This window comes from Pseudobacteriovorax antillogorgiicola (assembly GCF_900177345.1).
Taxonomy (GTDB): Bacteria; Bdellovibrionota_B; Oligoflexia; order Oligoflexales; family Oligoflexaceae; genus Pseudobacteriovorax; species Pseudobacteriovorax antillogorgiicola.
Genome location: NZ_FWZT01000010.1, coordinates 111,916 through 129,164 on the forward strand (window position 1 = coordinate 111,916; position 17,249 = coordinate 129,164).

Consider the following 17,249-nt stretch of genomic DNA (forward strand, 5'->3'; position numbering starts at 1 on the left):
TTCCCAATGGAACTCGAAATGACAAATAAAATGTTACAAGAGTACATAAATCAACCTAGTAGCCGCGCCAGAATCAAAAAATTAGAGATGATGCGGGAAGAGGACCTATGGTTACCCATATCGCTAGCTAACGATCTCATGTGCCTCAGACTAGGTGACGCCGAGAAGACAGCTATCATTCGCAGCACGTCCAGCAAGAATAACCTTGCATTTGAAGATTTTCTCACTCGCAACGTCAGCAACTGGAACCAAAATATTGCGAGCTGCGGCCTGTGGGAATGGGCCATCCGCTCCGACGGTATTCTCTGGCACCGTTCGATTCCTCTCAGTCACGACCCCCATCTTTCCCAACGGGTGAGCTACACCCTCTTAGACCTAGCTTGGTACGGCGCAGGGGCTAAGGTGGTGGAGAACTTTATCGGTTGGGAGGGGCTTGAAGAGATGTCTCCCGCCTTTCTTTCACTCATGTTTTATCGGTCTTTACAATGGAACGTTGAGTCGGAGCGATTTAAAAAGATTGCCTTGAATTCATTGAAAAAAGTCTATGGTGTGAACGCTCCCCCAGAGCGAACTATCCCTTACTATCTTGCTTATCTTTACCGCTATGACTTCAATGCGACCAAAAAGCTACAACACGAGCATAGTATTTCAGGAATTTGGACTCAATTTCATGGCTCCGTTTGTGATGAAATTGAAAGTGGTAAGCGCTTGAACTGCCTTCATGAGATCAGCCAAAAAAAGTCTACTAAAGCCAGTGAAGCTCAGCTTTTGAAGTACTGGCCTATGATCTGGGAGCGTCACCAGATTGAGGTCGACGCCCTATGTTGGATCTTTGCTGAACTTGCTGGTGGTCGCCTAAAAACCTTGGGTGAGCAGTCTTGGGAGATATTTTCCGGGATCCCGAGCGATAATCTCCTAAAGTCATTAAAAGCCTGCAAGACCAGCGACCAATTTCTTGCAGCCATTCGAATTATTGGCAACCTCATTCACGTCAGCCAAAGGGACGAGCTGCTTGATTGTATTCGGGAGTTTGTGACCAAAGCGGAGAACCCTGCAGATTTCATTGGAAGTCTGCCCCAGCGATTTTCAACAGGCCTTAACACATCTTCAAAAGGCACCAGTACCTTTGACCGTATCTTAGATGAGCAAGCACAGACGCTTAAAAATGCTCACAATGTGCTGTTTACAGAGGTATACGACGCTTATACAGAAAAAACGGAAGATGATCGCGATGCTGTGCCCCGCCAAGCATTCTTTAATCTTGCTTACCGAAACCTTAAGCCAAAGAAAATCCCCAAGGAAAATGAATACTGGGCAGAACTGATTGCAGCTTGGCAGGACCCGAAAGTTGATAAACTTGATCATTTATCCCAGCTAGCCCGACAGTCACCGTCCTTGTATCAAATCTGCTTCATCGACACTTTAAGCCGTTTCAAAGGCATCGACAATGCGGCTCTTAAGCTTCTCGATTACATTCGCAGTCAGGAAGAGGATGTACTTCGGGCGATTATTCATGCCCTTTCTGGAATCAATACCAATCGCTCGATTCAAGAGTTGGTCGCCTTTCTCACCAGGCCCAATGTTAGCTTTCACCTTCAGATGGAGATCACACAAGTTCTGCAGGAGGCTGACCTAGCGTTGCTACAATCAGAGCTACGAAGTGCTATCAACGATCTGAAATACGACGGAACCGGTGACAACCCAGTGTGGGAGCTACGGGAAGCAATCTCCTCACTCCTACTTATTGAGGAGCCTGAGGAACCAAAAACCGACGAAAGCAGCACAAGTTCAGCTGACTTGCCAACTACAGAGAAACTTGATCATCATCTGCAAACTAAGCTTAAGGACTATGGCCTTCTTTCTGGAGAAGCTAAACGAGCCCTGCGAACCGCCCAGTTCTTCCATCTACAAGTGGAGACTTCGGGTAACTTGAAAACCATCGATCTGAGTCCGGCCATCGATATGCAGTACAAAGCGCTTGAGCTGAGTTTCCGTGAAAAATTCGAGGACTCTACAGGCAACCTTATCCGTCAGGGGATACTGCAAAGAAAATTGGATGTTATAGGCTACGCGCGCCCTATCCCTAGAGCCATGGATGAGTTTGAACATTACATCGAGAGCTTGCCGATCATTAACACGATTCCATTCTTTAGTCGTTTCAAGCTCAGAAAGATGCTTCGTGCCATATGCCAATTCAGACCAGGGCGTCGCTTCACCTTAGATGGATTGAAAGCCTTCGCCCTATTCTTCATCTGCTTTTCTAGAAAAGAATGCCGATACGGTTTGAACAACCTCTTTCCCTTGCCTAGCATGACCGACGAGGAGCTTTTCGATTTTTGTAAGTCCCTCCATGTTTTCCAGGACTTTCGGAACCGCGCCGCCCATGAAGGATTCCACCCAGATGCCAGCAACGACCTCGCTGGGATCTGGGAAGACACTGCAAAGATTGTCGAGAATATGATTCGCGTTCAAAAAATTATTGCTGGGAGCACCGAGCTTGCCAGCTACCAGACCGGCGCTTAGACGCCAGTGATACCATGTAAAGCCCATGTAAAAGAACGCTGGAGGATAGGCCTTCAGCTTGCTCCCCCCCAGAAAATCGTGATATCCCATCGATAGACCAATTCTCAGCTTGGTGCTTTATACGTCCAAAAGAATTGGGCTTTTCGAAGTATTGCCAGGGAGTATTGCCCTGGTGGGATTGACTAAAGGGAGGTGAGGTATGACAGATCTAGTGGCTTTAGTCACAGGGGCATCACGAGGAATTGGTCGGGCTTGTGCCGAGGAACTGGGCCGCCAGGGCTACAAAGTGGCGATCCACTACCGAGGTAACGAAGACTTGGCTCGACAAGTAGCTGAATCTATTCCAGGGTCAAAGATATTTCAGGCCGATGTTGCAGAGGAAGAGCAGTGCAAAGCTCTCATTAAATCTGTAAAAGAAGAATTTGGTCGGATTGATGTACTAGTCAACAACGCAGGAATGAGCATCGATCAGGTTCTGACCTTTGCTAAGCCTGCTGATTTTGAACGTCTATTGGACGTTAACGTCAAGTCTGTGTTCAACCTCTCTAAGCTCGTATCTAAAGTGATGATCAAGCAGAAAAAGGGTTCGATTATCAATCTCACCTCCGTAGTTGGCCACACTGGCAATGGAGGACAGAGCATGTACGCAGCAACTAAGGGAGCAATCACCTCCTTCACCAAAAGCATTGCGAGCGATTTAGCAGGCTTTGGAATCCGTGCAAACTGTGTTGCTCCAGGTTTCATTGAAACCGATATGACCAATGCCTTACCTGAAGAAGTCAAAGAAGCCATCCTTAAGAAAGTGCCTCTCAAGCGCCTAGGGACAGGGAATGAAGTGGCAAAGACTGTTCATTTCTTAGCCTCTGATGCCTCGTCTTATGTCACTGGCAGTACCATTCACGTTAACGGTGGCATGTTCACAAACTGAGGAGTTAACCTTATGAGTCGTCCTCAGGCCTTTATTCATGGGATGGGTCACTACCATCCCAATACTGTTTTAAACAATGATTTCTTTGATGAACTCGATATCGGTTCAGATGCTCAGTGGGTGGAAGACCGAACAGGAATCCGATCCCGCAGAAGTGTTCTTACGGTTTCAGATCTCATTGCGATGAAAGAGCAGCGAACCACCTTAACGGAGCTTCGTGCGCAAGGGCGCGTTCAGTCCATCGCTGATATTGCCGAACTCGCTTGGAAAAACCTTCAGGAAAATACCAAGCACAGCTTTGCAGACCCTGATCTAGTAATCTGTGGAACTTCGGTTCCTGACTATGCTATCCCTGCCAACGCCTGCACTATCTCCCAACGTTTGGGCTTTCCGTCAGCAAGTTTCGATGCAAACTCAGCGTGCAGCTCATTTGTCGTTAATATGCACCTGGCCCGAGGCCTTGTTCACAGTGGGTTGAATCAAAAAATCGCAATTTTTAACCCCGAGCGATACTCTCTGAGAATCGACTTTCGGGATAAAAATTCTTGTGTTCTTTTTGGCGATGGCTCTGCGTGCTCGTATCTATCCCATGAACCGAAACCTGGCAGCCTCAAGGTCGTAGACACCTTCATCGCTAGCGACCCTGAAGGCTATGAACTTGTGCAAATTCCTGATGATGGCTATTTCTCCCAGAACGGCCGCGCTGTTCAAAAGTTTGCTATCACCCGCACAATCGAAGCGACACGAGCAATCATGGATCGCAATCAGCTAGGGCCTGATGATATCCATTACTTCGCTGGACATCAGGCAAACTTACGCATGATTACGTCCGCAACGGAAAGGCTTGGCTTCGATCCAGATAAGCACATTTTTAATGTCGATGAGTATGGAAACCAAGGTGCAGCAGGAGCACCGGCTGTACTATCCATGAACTGGAATCGCTTTAAAACCGGTGATCGTATTATCGTAACTGTCGTTGGTAGCGGCTTGACTTGGGGTGCTGCGCTACTAGAAAAAACCTAGCATCACTGGACTAAATCCTGCCTTGGGCCTGACCAATGAGGCGTTTGGACTTCAAAAAGAGGAATCTCCAAGCGCTTCTGCCCGCTGCCATCACGATTCATAATAAACAACCCCGGCTCTCCCTTAGAATTGCTTTGCCCAATACGATTGCTCTGAAAGGCAATCATCTGACCATTGGGCGACCAACTAGGACTCTCATTATCACCGGTCTTCAGTGTTAGACGCTCCAGCTGGGAACCGTCGGGATTCATGATGAAGATATCATATCGGTCGATATCCTTATCGTAGCCACCAAAGATGATTTTATCAGATTCTGGAGACCATGCGGGGGTTGAATTATACCAGCCAGCATAGGTTAGTCTCTTATCGCGAACCACTCGCGATTCACTGCCATTAGCAAGAGTTCCCACGAAAATATGAGGATTACCATAGCGACCCGAAACAAAGGCAATGTACTTGCCATCAGGGGAGTACTTTGGATCGACATCTAGCCCAGAGCCTTTGATAAGCAGCTTGCGTTTGCCACCCTTGCTGGGCAAGACATAAATATCTGTATCTCCACCATTGGAAGCGGTGTAGGCAATGTATGTGCCATCTGGCGACCAATTAGCGCCGCTGTTAAGGCCACGGGTTTGAGTCAAGCGCCGCTTGCTGCCATCCTGAGTATCGTAAATGTAGATATGAGGATTTCCACCTTCAAATGAAGTGTAGGCAATATAGCGACCATCCGGGCTCCAAGCAGGAGACAGGTGTGGTTCTTCCCCAGTTGTAATCTGTTTAAGGTTACTGCCGTCATAGTCAGAGATAAAGATCTGCTTAGCACTACCTTTTTCGCGGCGCCCCACAAAGGTAAGCTTGCTGGAGAAGATGCCTGGCTTGCCTGTGTAAGCCTCCAAAACGAAGTCTGCGTAGCGTCTAACAGTTGTTGTGAAGTCTTTCACGTCGGTAAACTCTTTAGCAACAAGCTGCTTGTTCCGTGTGACATCGAAAGTTTTCAAAGTAACGGTTAGCTTTCCTTCTTTAGACTCCATGGAGCCCAAGGTCAAAGACTCGACCCCTAGGGTTCGCCACTGCACTGTTTCAGGACCAGATAACTTGATCATGTCGGTGAGCCAAGCCTTTCCGTCTTTCGATTGGCGTTCACCAATCATCTTACCCATGTAATCTTCGTAGGCTTGAGACGCCACCACATTGAAGAACCCAGAGAAGGTAAGTAGCTCCGCAAGCTTGGTATGAGTCTTTGATTGAAAGGTTTCTGCCAGTGCACCAGTAGCCTGATTGTTGGTGATGGCAGGTGTTGCTACAAGCACCTTGCGAAACGAGGGATTGTCGATATTGACAATCAATGGTTGTGAGCCGTGAGCCACGGAGCCTGCGATCATGATTAGCATCGAAAACATTAGTCTGAGCATCATAGCCCTACCTCAAGGATTGCAATTGAACTGAAAGGTATTTCCCGCTAACTTTTGGGGCGGAGCCTTGAACGGGGCTGATTTCTGAATCGCCTCCGTGCAGTATTGGTCAAATACATCATCGCCCGAGCTTTCGGCTACTTTAGCAGTCACCAACTCGCCGCGAGCGTTGATCACAATGTGGAGCGCCGCCTTTACATTTGAGCTACTAAGTTCATAGGTTTTTGGCAAGGCCCAGTTTCTACGCACCGCCCTGGTTAGATAGCCAAGATATCGTTGGGCTTCCGCTCCTTCTAGAAGACCAGTACCCATAGTGCTATTGAGCCCCACATCGTTACTCAGATTTTGCTTCAGTTTAGGCATCAGATCCGCCTCGTGAGCTTTAAACTCTTTCGATTTTTCTTTCTGCTGCTGCCTAAGACGCTCCATGGCAATCCGTTTCAGCGCCTCCGCTTTGCGAAGTCGGGTTGCCGCCTGCCGATCAGGTTCTTCTAGCTCTGGACTATTTTTATCCGTGTCCTCACTGGCATTTTTACCAAGATCAACCGTCTCATCGACTGGGCCCTCGGCAAGCCCCTCCTCACGCTTGGTTTTTTCTTTAACCGTGAAGTTTTTCGTAATCTGAGGGAGCAAGTTGGATGGAACAGCAACCTTCTCTGACTTTTTCGCATTTGGGAGAACTGTTTTATTGGATGCTCCAAGATCAAAGTCTGCCACAAGCTCTGTTTCAATGGCCCATTCTGGGATTGGTCGCTCTGGCGACAAAACATTAAAATGCCCCAAAAGAAACACCAAAACATGTGCGGCCACCGATAAGCCTAAAAATAACTTGAGCATCTGATCTTGGTTGCCCAGGATCTTGCTAGGCCGAATCATATCCTGTGTGGACATAAGCAACTAGCGCCCCTTGGGTGGTTCCGTTAACATACTGATCTTTCCAACGCCTGCAACTTTTGCAGAGCTCATCGCATCGACGACTTTGCCATAAACGACCCTCTTATCGGCACGAATATAGAGTTCCTTCTTCTGCCGGTGCTCGTATATGGCAGCCAAGCGAGATGATAATGCATCGGCTGTGACTTCCATCTTTTCGATGTAATACTGCCCTTTCTGATTGATGGACAGCACCACACGATCCTCGGAAATCGACGAACTGCGGGCCTTACTAGTGGGTAGACTGACCTTGATTCCACCAATAGACAAAGGTGCCGTTACCATAAAAATAATCAATAGCACAAGCATCACATCCACGAGGGGCACGATGTTGATATCTGCCATGGCCTCATCAACTTCATCACCACCGCTATCCATTTTAAAATCCATGTGGCCTCCTTAGAGATTGGGAGAAGCGTTCGTCTTCTTCTCTGCCACCAAGTAGCGTTCGACTATATTCAAGAAGTCCATCGAAAAGCCATCAAGGCTCGATGAGACGCTACGGATTTTGGCATTGGCTGTGTTGTAACCAATCACCGCAGGAATCGCAGCAGCCAATCCGAACGCCGTCGCAATCAAGGCCTCCGAAATTCCTGGCGCCACCGCGGCGAGGCTGGCATTACCAGATTTAGCTATGCCTTCAAAGGCACCCATGATTCCCCAGACCGTTCCAAATAGCCCGATAAATGGGCTGGAGGAAGCGATGATCGCGAGGAAGGGTAAGTAGGCTTCTAACTTCTTTCGCTCCATACGCTTGGCCTTGGTCAAAGACCGCCCCATATTTTCCACCGCAGCATGCACCGCTAATTGTAAAGAGGAGGTTTGCTCCCGAAGCTGGCTCCCTCGCACAAGTTCCGCATACCCTGTTTTGAAGACTTCCTTCGCAGGGCTGTTGGGGTAGTCAGTTAAACGGCTATTGAGTTCGTTCAAAGAGCGGCTATCCCAAAAACTTTTGATGAAGGCCTCGCTGGTACTCTGAATCCGCCTCAGAGATATCCACTTAGTTAAGAAAATAGCCCAGCTGAACATTGAGAATACGATCAGAATCATCAGGACCGAGAAAACGACAATTCCACCGCGCCAAGCCTGCTCGAAAATCGAGGTTCCCCCTAGATCTATGGCCTCGCTTGCCTCCACCACGGGAGTGGTCTCTTGGGCTTCGCTTGTCATAGTTTTGTCATCGGCCTGGGCCAAGGTGTGAGTTGCACCAGAAAAAACCAGGCTGAACACCATCAAAACTCGCAGCATAATTTTAGTAGGATTATGAAACCATTGCATTAATTGCTCTCCGTCAACTTTCGGTTTATCTCTATTATAGTACATTTTCGAACACATCATATTGACCGCGAAAATTCCAGTCTTGCTGACTCCCCATTTAGGCTCGCCAAGTCATACAATTTGTACTATGAAATGGGCCTAAGTTTAGCATAATACCAAATCGATCAAGAGGAGCCATTATGCTTGATACTCAAGAACTATCCAAAGGACTTCCCCGCTATGACTTTAGCCGTGAGGAGATCCGTGCCATATACCAGCTGCCATTTCCTCAGCTCATCCACCTCGCGCAAACAGTGCACCAGAAGCACTTCAGGCCAGACGAGGTGCAGATTAGCACTCTTCTCTCGATTAAGACAGGGGGATGCAAGGAAAACTGTGCCTATTGTCCCCAGAGCGCCCACTACCAAACCGGTGTCGATGCTCATGGGCTGCTTGATGTGGAGCAAATTCGAGGGGCAGCTCAACGAGCGAAAGACAGCGGCTCCAGCCGCTTCTGTATGGGCGCTGCTTGGCGCAGCCCACCTAAGAAAGGCCCCCAATTTGAAAGGGTTTTAGAAGCTGTAAAAGAAGTTCGCTCCATGGGTCTCGAAGTTTGTACAACCCTAGGAATGCTCGACGAAGAGCAGGCTGATCAACTCGCCGAGGCTGGGGTGTATGCATACAACCACAACCTGGATACCTCTCCTGAGTTTTACGGTGATATCATATCAACCCGCACCTACCAGGATCGTCTCAACACCCTTGACAATGTCCGCAAGGCAGGAATGACAGTTTGCTGCGGAGGAATCGTCGGAATGGGAGAAACTGTCGATGATCGGATCGGTCTTCTTCATCAGCTTTCGTCGCTAAACCCTCATCCAGAATCGGTGCCAGTGAACCTCCTTGTAAAAGTCGAGGGCACACCACTTGCAGAAGAGGGCGATATCGATACCTTTGAGATGGTTCGAACCATCGCCACCGCATGCATCATCATGCCTGAGAGCCGGGTCCGCCTCTCCGCTGGCCGCACTCAGATGAGCGACGAAGCTCAGGCACTATGCTTTGTCGCTGGAGCGAGCTCGATTTTCTCTGGTGATAAATTACTGACAACTCCAAACCCAGGCGATGATCGCGATCAAAGTCTTCTCCAGCGCTTGGGCATGCGACCAAAGCCGACAGCTGTCGCTGAAGAGGAATCAAACTATGACTGTGACAACGGAGTTGCCCTCCACTAAAACCCGCTCGCGACAGCCCGGTTGGGCTGCGCTCCAGCAGATCGTTGCTAAGCAGATGGCACGGATTGATCGCCAAGGGCGTCGTCGCGAACTGCCGAAGACTCCACCTCAAAACAGTATTGACCTCACACATAATGATTATCTAGGCCTAAGGCAACGGAACGATTTGCAGGCAAAGACCAGAGAGGCAATAGCGTCGCTTCCTATGGGAAGCGGTGGGAGTCGCTTGCTTGGTGGCAATCACCCCGTTTTCAATGCACTTGAAGCAGACTTTTCAAAACTGAAAGGGGTTGCTGCAAGCTTGTATTTCCCGTCGGGCTATACGGCAAATGAGGCGATCTGTCGGGCACTTATCAATCCAGCAGTCGCGGTTTTTTGCGACGAACTGAACCACGCTAGCATCATGGATGGCATAAGGCTCGCCCGGGTCAGCCCAGAGCGAAAGACTCTATTTCCCCATAACGATATGGACGCTTTGGAGGTTGGTCTTGCCAAATCTCAAGCCAAGTTGAATTTGGTGATGACGGAATCGGTTTTCAGTATGGATGGGGATTTTGCTCCCTTAGAAAAACTCAAGCAACTCTGCGATCGATACCAAGGCATCCTGATTGTCGACGAGGCTCACGGGCTTGGGGTTTATGGCCCTCAGGGAGAAGGTTGCCTGGGAGACGCTGACGTTGACCCAAACGAAGTGATCAGCATAAACCCATGTGGCAAGGGGCTGGGCGCCTCGGGAGCTTTCGTATCAGGCCCTGAATGGCTCATCGAATACTTAATCAATACAGCCCGAGGATTCATCTACACCACAGCACCATCGCCGTGGCTGGCTGCTGGACTCTTACAGACGCTCGATATGGTTGCTACCATGGCCGCTGAAAGAGCTTGGCTCAAACACATCACAACTGATGTCAGAACTCGGCTCCACAAAATTGGTTATAAGGTCTCTACCAGTGGCTCTCACATTCTCCCCTTGGTCATTGGAGATGAAAGCCAAGCTCTGGCATTCGAATCTAAGCTCAAAGAGCAAGGCATCTTCTGCAAGGCTGTGAGACCACCCACCGTTCCTGCTGGTACATCTAGATTGAGGTTATCGCTCCATGCAGGGCTGTCTCAGAGTGAAATTGATCAACTGATCTATAGTTTAGAAAGGCTTTACCATGAGCTATAAATTGTTCGTTACAGGCACAGATACTGATGTAGGCAAGACTTTTGTATCGCAATCCTTGCTCATTGGTGCTCTTAGGCAAGAGTTTGATTTGTCCTACTGGAAGCCAGTACAAACAGGGCACCCCGACAGCGACCTCGCGAGCATCAAAAAGCAAATTCCCGACCTCAAAGCTCGCCCTACATCATTCGTATACAAGGAACCTGCTTCTCCAGACCAAGCGGCAAGTTTAGAGCTAAGGCCAGCACCCCGCCTGGAGCAACTGCTTGAGGAGCTACAGCAGATTCAAGAAAACACTCTCATTGAAGGGGCGGGCGGGCTTCTGGTCCCCTTAAATGAGGATAACGAGACCTGGCTATCGTTTCTTAAGAAGGCGGGGATACCCTGCATTGTCGTCGCGAGAACTGGCCTAGGAACCTTAAACCACACGGCACTCACTCTAAGAACTCTCGATCTTCATAACGTTCCTGTTGCTGCTGTGATCCTTAGCGGTAAAAAACACGAGGCCAATGAGCGAAGCCTTAGCCGCATGTTTCCAGAACACCGTTTCCTACACCTAGATTCCATTGAAGATACCCACAGCAGCAGCTATACCGAAGCATGCCAAAGGCTTTGGTGCGACCTAACAGCAAGCGCAGTAAGCTCACCCAGCTCTCTTCTCGCACTAGACCAGAAACACTGCTGGCATCCCTATACTCAGCACAAGGGTGCTGCCACACCGCTGGAAATCAAGCGAGCCGAGGGTCCCTGGCTGCATGTCAGCACGGGAGAAAAGCTTATCGATGGCACTTCATCTTGGTGGTCGAATACCATAGGCCATGGCCGTCCCGAAATTGCAGAAGCCATTTTTAAACAACAACAAACCATCGATCACATTATCTTTGCTGGCGCGACACATGAGGGTGCTGTCAAGCTATCGCAAAGGCTATCGCAGCTCACTGAGCATCAGTTTCCTAGGGTATTTTTTACGGATAACGGCTCGTGTGCTGTAGAGGTTGGGCTAAAAATAGCAGCTCAAATGGCATTCAATCGCGGCGACAAAGGACGAACCAAGTTCCTTTCCCTAGAGGGGGCTTACCACGGTGATACCTTCGGTGCAATGTCAGTTGGTGGCACTGAAGGTTTCCACGGCCCGTTTTCTCCCTTTCAATTTGAAAGCCTCAAAATCAAACCCGTAACAGCCCATCCCTCCGCTATTTGCCCTGAGGGAGCCGCTGCCCGAGAGACAGAAATCCAGAAGCTAAAGGCCTTGTTTTCAAGCTGTGGTCATGAATTAGCTGCCGTTGTATTGGAACCAATGGTTCAAGGTGCCTCTGGAATGAACATGCATGATCTAACCTGGCTGAGATCATTGGTTGCCATTGCTAAAGACCATCAGGTTCCTGTAATTTTCGATGAAGTTTTCACCGGCCTAGGCCGCTGCGGCGCCTGGTTTGCCTATCAAAAGGCAGGGGTAGAACCTGATATCATTTGCCTAGCAAAAGGCCTCACCGGCGGCAACCTACCCCTTGCCGTTACCATGACCACAGATCGTATCTTTGAGCAGTTCTATAGCGATGACAAACGCAAGGCACTCTATCACGGACACACCTATACCGCTAACGCCATCTGCTGTGCCGCAGCCAATGCGACTCTCGATATTTACGAACGAGAGGACTTAATCAAGCGCTCTGCGGAAATAGAAAGCCGATTCAAAAGCTGGATTAAACAGCACGAAGCAGAACTTGGCCTTGCTCAAGCCCGAGCTATGGGCTCTATCCTTGCATGGGAAATCCCTGGCTCTGGCTTGGGGGACTACTTTAATCCTATCGCGGCTCGGGTACCAGAAGAAGCCCGAAAGTTTGGCCTCTTTTTGCGTCCATTAGGAAATACGATGTACTTCCTTCCCGCGCTGACAATTACGGACGAGGAACTTTCATTTTGCCTTAATGCACTTGAAAAAACCGTGCGTGCCATCAGTTCTTACAATGCTTGAGGCTGAAGTGCTCTCGGACAATAACGGCGAAATAGCCCACCACCGAAAACATTTACAAAAGAGACAGTTGAAGAACTGGCCGCTGAGTTTCGATCACTACAAGAAAAGATAGACTCTTTTATGCGAGACGAGTCCAGAAAAGGCAATTACAATTTGTTTGGTGGACTTTTCTCAAACACGTTGGATTGGGAGCGATGTGATGATGTGTAAGGTGATGATTTTTTCCCTATTAATAACTTCAGCGCAGCTAGTTGCCGGTGTTCAAGGCAGTGGTGGGAATGCCAGGTCGAACATTTTCGTAGAAAAATCGATGCTAAGGCAACTGATCCGAGATGAGTTAACCGGTGATTCACCTGTCATCACTATCAAGAACAACAAACATACAATCGAAAAGGTTGATATTCCTAGTCTTGAGATACACACAAAGTGCAATGATCGAAAGTATCTAATCAGAAGTGTTGAGGAGTAATGTTTTTGTGGCTCGGCAAAGATCATAGACGGGGCTTGCAAAATGCAACAACCCCGGCATGGTTCTATTTCTTCTCAGGGATAGTGATTGTAAGCATCTTCAACGCCTCAATCTTACCGTCCCTTGAAATGCGGCTATGAGTCCATCTCTGTTTGCTTTCAGGCAGACTCTTCCCATAGTATGCAATGAAATCATCACCATTTTTTGCTACGTAGATACCCCACGACCCATCTACGTTTATGGGGCTATAGCCTTCGCCCATTAGGAAAAACCTTACCTGATCAACCGTACTCAAAGGACCGAGCCAAGCACCACCGTTTAACTCCCTAACAGTCTCATCTAGGAGCTGTAGAGAGTCGCCCGATTTGTCAACAAGCGCTATGACATAGGCGCAATTTTCTTCCTGGCATCCAGCCCCTAATATCTTCTTCTTAGCAAAGACATCGTCAGCAAGAGCGTCAACCAAAGAGCGGTAGCTTTCGCTATCCGTATTTGCCTCAGTGCTCCACAAAACATCAATTTGTCGACTCTTAAGGTCTTTAGCATCGAGAATCGAAACTTTTATGGCTGCCTTGTGATCTGAGATAGCTCCTTTGGGAGTGAATCCAACGAGTGATGTATTGCCATTAGACGAACTGGCTTGTATCTCAGTCTCCCACTTATTCTGGAATTCCCCTACAGAGGGATTTAACTCAGGGTCTCCATTTGTACCTACGTCACCACAAGCTGACAGAATCAATACGGCACTCAAACTAACGACAAGCTTCATTTCTAATTCCTACGAATAAATTGACACGTTCTAAAAGGCTTCTCAAAAAACAGTAGTAAGAAGGATCTCGGTTTATAAACCAGTTCCTCAAGAATATTGCAAAGGGAATCTTTGAATCTTGGCGGACGAGAAGTTATCCTCAATGGTACTTCTTCCTATTGTATTAAGGGGAGCATAACCTTCCGGACAAGGCTTGGTTAAAAAATACGAGGAGATAGTACAATCAGTACAGCGACGAGTATTTTTTGAGCGTAACGCAGTACGGAAGGTTATGCTCTCCTTAATAATAATGGATGAAAGCTCAGGTAGGCGCAAAGGACGCAGAACTCTATTCCACCGGTCTAGATAAACAGAAGAGCGAAGAACTACTATACTCAATTAACTCAACGAACGGAGTTTCATCATGAAAAGGCTAATTTCTTTCATTGCATTTATTGCAGCGGCCAAGCTCTATGCAGGAAATGAGCAAGGAGGGTTCGGACGCTCAATTGAGAAGATTCAAGTTAACTCTCTAGAGTACAAACGAATCGATCTACGTTTGTCTGTACGAGAAACACTGGTACTTCATCACAGAGACCTTGAAGTGAAGAAAACGGACGCAAATGAGATCGTTTCTCTCGATGAAAGAATCAAAATCGTCTCATCTGAAGATTAAGATGTAGCAGCTCAGATATCGAGACGATTCGGTTTCTGAGTTGCCAAAAACGTCAAGGCTCAGTACGTAGCAATTTTTTTAAGGAAACAAGACTTGAGAGCATTGCTTTTTACTGAAGCAAAATTTTCATGAAATACGATACGTATAGGTCACCGAAGTTCATCACCGCTCACGATAGCTTAGCCCATCAACCCCTTCAGCAATCACAGAAAGATCAGGAACCATTACAATTTCAATTCGTCGATTCTGCTGCTTCCCTTGTGGAGTATCATTATCAGCTCTCGGCCTATGCTCACCAAACGAAGCCGCGCTGATCGACGATTCGGGAACACCAGCCTTGAGAAAGATATTAAGCACCGACATAGCTCGACCATAGCCTAGGTGCCAGTTAGTTTTAAAGGGGCCTCGGGCAATTGGATCAGTATCGGTATGGCCTTCAATCTGAAAGTGATTGCTCGGTCCGTTAGCAAGCACCTGAGCTACCTGAAGGATACTAGCGCGACCAGCAGATGAAAGAGTTGCGGAGCCAGAAGGAAAGAGCACATCACTTGGCATGCGGACTTTTAGGCGACCGTCTGCAATGGAGATATCTAGCTCGCCGCCATCAACCAGGCGGCGGAGGCGGTTCAGGTAGGACCGTAAAACACGATCGCGATCTTCATTCACCCGTTCGGCACGCTCGATCAGTTCATGAGCTGCATAGAGGGAGTTTTCCAGGCCAGCTTTTTGACGTTTTAAATCTAAAAGTTCCCGCTGGTAGCGAGTTTCGCGGCTTTCGGCATTGCCAAGTTTGTTCTCTAAATCGTCTGTGCGCTGCGATTCCAAGCGGCGCAAATTATTCGACTTGAGAAGCAAGATCTTCGTTTCGCTCAGCTCAGCTACTGCTTGTTCGTGCTTCTTCATTAACTCATCGTAAGTACCAGAACTTACGCAGGAAAAAAGTAAAGAAGAACTAAAAATAGCAATCGTCACGCGCATAAACATCAGCAGCCTCATAAGCAGTGCAGAGAAATCCTTACTACTTATCGGCTATTCATGCTGAATTCTTTAGGAAACGTAAATATTGGGTGCAATTGTAGCTATTTACCCGGAAGCTAAGAGGGACACTTACAGGTCGTCATCCTCAAAAACGGTGCTCATCTCTTCATCGTCAGCAAGATCGGCACCATCGTAATAGTCGTCGCCAAATCCAACGCTTTCCTTCGGCTCTATCTCATCTTCCTCGTCGTCATCGTAGTCTTCTTTTTCCTGGGCTTCAAGCCACTCATCTTCTTCATCTTGATCCATCTCTTCGATTTCATAGATGTCTTCAAAATCATCCTCTCGTGCCTCGAGCCAATCCTTGGCATCATCTTCACTTTCAAAGCCTGCTTTGACAATTTTACCCGTATCTACGTGGTACACTTTCCAATACAACGATCTTTCTCCAAGAATCAGACTTGTGGTTTAAGAAACAGGGCCCCCTAGGGCATTCAAGTTTCCCTAGTGATCAAAATTGAGGTTCTCCAGCCCAAATCCTTAAGAATTCCCATTTAGAATGTAAATTATTTTTTAATAAAAACCGTGATATCAACAGTTTATCACTCTAACAGAGAGGCTTGCCTAAGTTCAAAAAACCTTGAAAAGAGTAAGCCATATTGCTATAGTCCACCTTCAACATCTAAACCGTGAGCGAAACATGAGAATTTTTGCAATCTTAGCCCTCTTTTGGATGACACCCGTGTTCGGAGCTATTGGCATCGAACTTCAGTCAGGCCTCGGCTTGGGCACCAGCAACCTGGATTCAATAGATCGCACCTCTTCAATGGGTGGAGCTATCCACTACTCAGTGTTCAGCCAAGATCGAATTCATCTCGCTCCCTATCTTAGCATTCAGTCCGATCTGATCTCAATATACGGAAACGATGGAGCTCAAAAATCTCTTACCAGACTGGAACATCTTAGTTTGGGCTTGGGCCTTCGTGTCGATTACCAGTGGTTGCCAGAGCTTAGTGTTACAGGAACGCTTGGCGCTTTGGCAGCTCAAGGCGATCTCGACGTCAACCGTTCTTTACCAAATACAACACAAATTGCAAGGCTTAGGGGACTTGAAGGGAGCGGCTATGTGATAGGCCTGGCTGCAAGCACACCTCTGACACAAAGTGTTCGCCTTCAGGTAGGCTTTACCATACAGCAGCTAGCCTTTGGGCTTCCGGGCGCCTTTCGCTATGATGAAACATCAGCGGTGGACAGTGGCTTAAGCCTAAATTCCCGCGCTTCTTCACCCGGAGACTTTAACCTCCCAGCAGAACTAAAGACCAGCTATCAAACGGTAACTTTTGGCCTTGTGATGGGCTTCTGAAGTTGATGGAGGCTGTATTATATCCACCTAGGACAGCTTTTCTGGCTTTCCTATTTTTTTAATCAAGCTCCAATGAGGAGCTTCTACCGGCTGGATAGATAGCCTTTGACCCGGCTTCAGCAAGGCCATGCCATCTAACTCAGGCATCTCCCGCATGTCAGCTAGAGACACCAAGTTTCGAAAGCGGTGAGTAGCTTTGACGTCAACCATCACCCACCGAGACTCGCCCTTATCCGCCGATTTGGGATCGAAATACTTGCTCTTGGGATCAAGTGCAGTGTGGTCTGGGTAGGCTTCCCGCACCACTTCTGCAATGCCAACAATACCAGGCACTTTTGTATTGCTGTGATAGATAAAAACTTGCTGACCTTTTTTGAATTGATCCCTCATAAAATTGCGCGCCTGATAGTTGCGAATCCCATCCCAGTGATCGGTGCTATTTTTTAAGTTAACCAGATCATCAAATGAAAATACGTCTGGCTCTGTCTTCATCAACCAGTATGTTTTGGCCATAGAAACAATCCTTTATCTTGCTACAACGAATCTGGTCTACCCTTAGGTTCT

The 17,249-nt window shown here is 47.9% G+C and carries 17 protein-coding genes; 9 read left to right on the plus strand and 8 right to left on the minus strand.

Features of this window, described 5'->3' with window-relative positions; translation table 11 throughout:
• The first annotated feature begins 18 nt into the window (after positions 1-18).
• From B9N89_RS14490 to B9N89_RS14500, 3 genes are all read left to right on the plus strand, one after another.
• Positions 19-2,523, plus strand: a complete 2,505-nt coding sequence (locus B9N89_RS14490; protein WP_132320806.1) for a HEAT repeat domain-containing protein — start codon at positions 19-21, stop codon at positions 2,521-2,523.
• Positions 2,524-2,722: 199 nt separating this feature from the next.
• A complete protein-coding gene (locus tag B9N89_RS14495) occupies positions 2,723-3,451 on the plus strand; it encodes a beta-ketoacyl-ACP reductase (RefSeq protein WP_132320808.1) in 729 nt (242 codons plus the stop codon).
• Positions 3,452-3,463: 12 nt separating this feature from the next.
• Entirely contained in the window at positions 3,464-4,474 is a 1,011-nt protein-coding gene (locus B9N89_RS14500) for a 3-oxoacyl-ACP synthase III family protein (RefSeq protein ID WP_132320810.1), read from the plus strand.
• 2 nt (positions 4,475-4,476) lie between these two features.
• On the opposite strand, the gene B9N89_RS14505 is transcribed toward B9N89_RS14500, so the two are convergent.
• Genes B9N89_RS14505 through B9N89_RS14520 form a run of 4 tightly spaced genes read right to left on the minus strand, consistent with a single transcriptional unit; the run spans position 4,477 to position 8,097 of the window.
• Positions 4,477-5,889: a DPP IV N-terminal domain-containing protein gene (locus tag B9N89_RS14505; RefSeq protein ID WP_132320812.1), complete on the minus strand. Its 1,413-nt coding sequence runs from the start codon at positions 5,887-5,889 to the stop codon at positions 4,477-4,479.
• Between the two features lie 9 nt (positions 5,890-5,898).
• Positions 5,899-6,777, minus strand: a complete 879-nt coding sequence (locus tag B9N89_RS14510; protein ID WP_159455376.1) for a TonB C-terminal domain-containing protein — start codon at positions 6,775-6,777, stop codon at positions 5,899-5,901.
• Between the two features lie 6 nt (positions 6,778-6,783).
• Complete coding sequence (locus B9N89_RS14515) at positions 6,784-7,209, minus strand: ExbD/TolR family protein (protein WP_132320816.1); 426 nt, start codon at positions 7,207-7,209, stop codon at positions 6,784-6,786.
• Positions 7,210-7,218: 9 nt separating this feature from the next.
• Entirely contained in the window at positions 7,219-8,097 is an 879-nt protein-coding gene (locus B9N89_RS14520; protein ID WP_159455377.1) for a MotA/TolQ/ExbB proton channel family protein, read from the minus strand.
• A 179-nt stretch (positions 8,098-8,276) separates the two neighbouring features.
• On the opposite strand from B9N89_RS14520, the gene bioB reads away from it, so the two are divergent.
• From bioB to B9N89_RS14540, 4 genes are all read left to right on the plus strand, one after another.
• Entirely contained in the window at positions 8,277-9,311 is a 1,035-nt protein-coding gene (bioB, locus tag B9N89_RS14525; RefSeq protein WP_132320820.1) for a biotin synthase BioB, read from the plus strand.
• Positions 9,280-10,479, plus strand: coding sequence for an aminotransferase class I/II-fold pyridoxal phosphate-dependent enzyme (locus B9N89_RS14530; RefSeq protein ID WP_159455378.1), 1,200 nt, complete (start codon positions 9,280-9,282; stop codon positions 10,477-10,479). The genes bioB and B9N89_RS14530 overlap by 32 nt, the downstream gene beginning before the upstream one ends.
• Complete coding sequence (gene bioA / locus B9N89_RS14535) at positions 10,469-12,451, plus strand: adenosylmethionine--8-amino-7-oxononanoate transaminase (RefSeq protein ID WP_132320824.1); 1,983 nt, start codon at positions 10,469-10,471, stop codon at positions 12,449-12,451. The genes B9N89_RS14530 and bioA overlap by 11 nt, the downstream gene beginning before the upstream one ends.
• Before the next feature lie 199 nt (positions 12,452-12,650).
• Positions 12,651-12,920, plus strand: coding sequence for a hypothetical protein (locus B9N89_RS14540; protein ID WP_132320826.1), 270 nt, complete (start codon positions 12,651-12,653; stop codon positions 12,918-12,920).
• 64 nt (positions 12,921-12,984) lie between these two features.
• On the opposite strand, the gene B9N89_RS14545 is transcribed toward B9N89_RS14540, so the two are convergent.
• A complete protein-coding gene (locus B9N89_RS14545) occupies positions 12,985-13,689 on the minus strand; it encodes a hypothetical protein (protein ID WP_132320828.1) in 705 nt (234 codons plus the stop codon).
• A gap of 403 nt (positions 13,690-14,092) precedes the next feature.
• Between B9N89_RS14545 and B9N89_RS14550 the strand changes: the two genes are divergently transcribed.
• The gene (locus tag B9N89_RS14550) at positions 14,093-14,344 is read left to right on the plus strand and encodes a hypothetical protein (protein WP_132320830.1); all 252 of its coding nucleotides are present in this window, start codon (positions 14,093-14,095) and stop codon (positions 14,342-14,344) included.
• A 162-nt stretch (positions 14,345-14,506) separates the two neighbouring features.
• Here B9N89_RS14550 and B9N89_RS14555 read toward each other — a convergent pair whose 3' ends face one another.
• Both B9N89_RS14555 and B9N89_RS14560 read right to left on the minus strand, forming a co-directional pair.
• Positions 14,507-15,328: an OmpA/MotB family protein gene (locus B9N89_RS14555; protein ID WP_159455379.1), complete on the minus strand. Its 822-nt coding sequence runs from the start codon at positions 15,326-15,328 to the stop codon at positions 14,507-14,509.
• Positions 15,329-15,451: 123 nt separating this feature from the next.
• A complete protein-coding gene (locus tag B9N89_RS14560) occupies positions 15,452-15,760 on the minus strand; it encodes a hypothetical protein (RefSeq protein ID WP_132320834.1) in 309 nt (102 codons plus the stop codon).
• Between the two features lie 262 nt (positions 15,761-16,022).
• Here B9N89_RS14560 and B9N89_RS14565 point away from each other — a divergent pair, with 262 nt between their 5' ends.
• Positions 16,023-16,685: a hypothetical protein gene (locus tag B9N89_RS14565; RefSeq protein ID WP_132320836.1), complete on the plus strand. Its 663-nt coding sequence runs from the start codon at positions 16,023-16,025 to the stop codon at positions 16,683-16,685.
• Positions 16,686-16,712: 27 nt separating this feature from the next.
• On the opposite strand, the gene B9N89_RS14570 is transcribed toward B9N89_RS14565, so the two are convergent.
• Entirely contained in the window at positions 16,713-17,198 is a 486-nt protein-coding gene (locus B9N89_RS14570) for an EVE domain-containing protein (protein ID WP_132320838.1), read from the minus strand.
• Between the last annotated feature and the right edge of the window lie 51 nt (positions 17,199-17,249).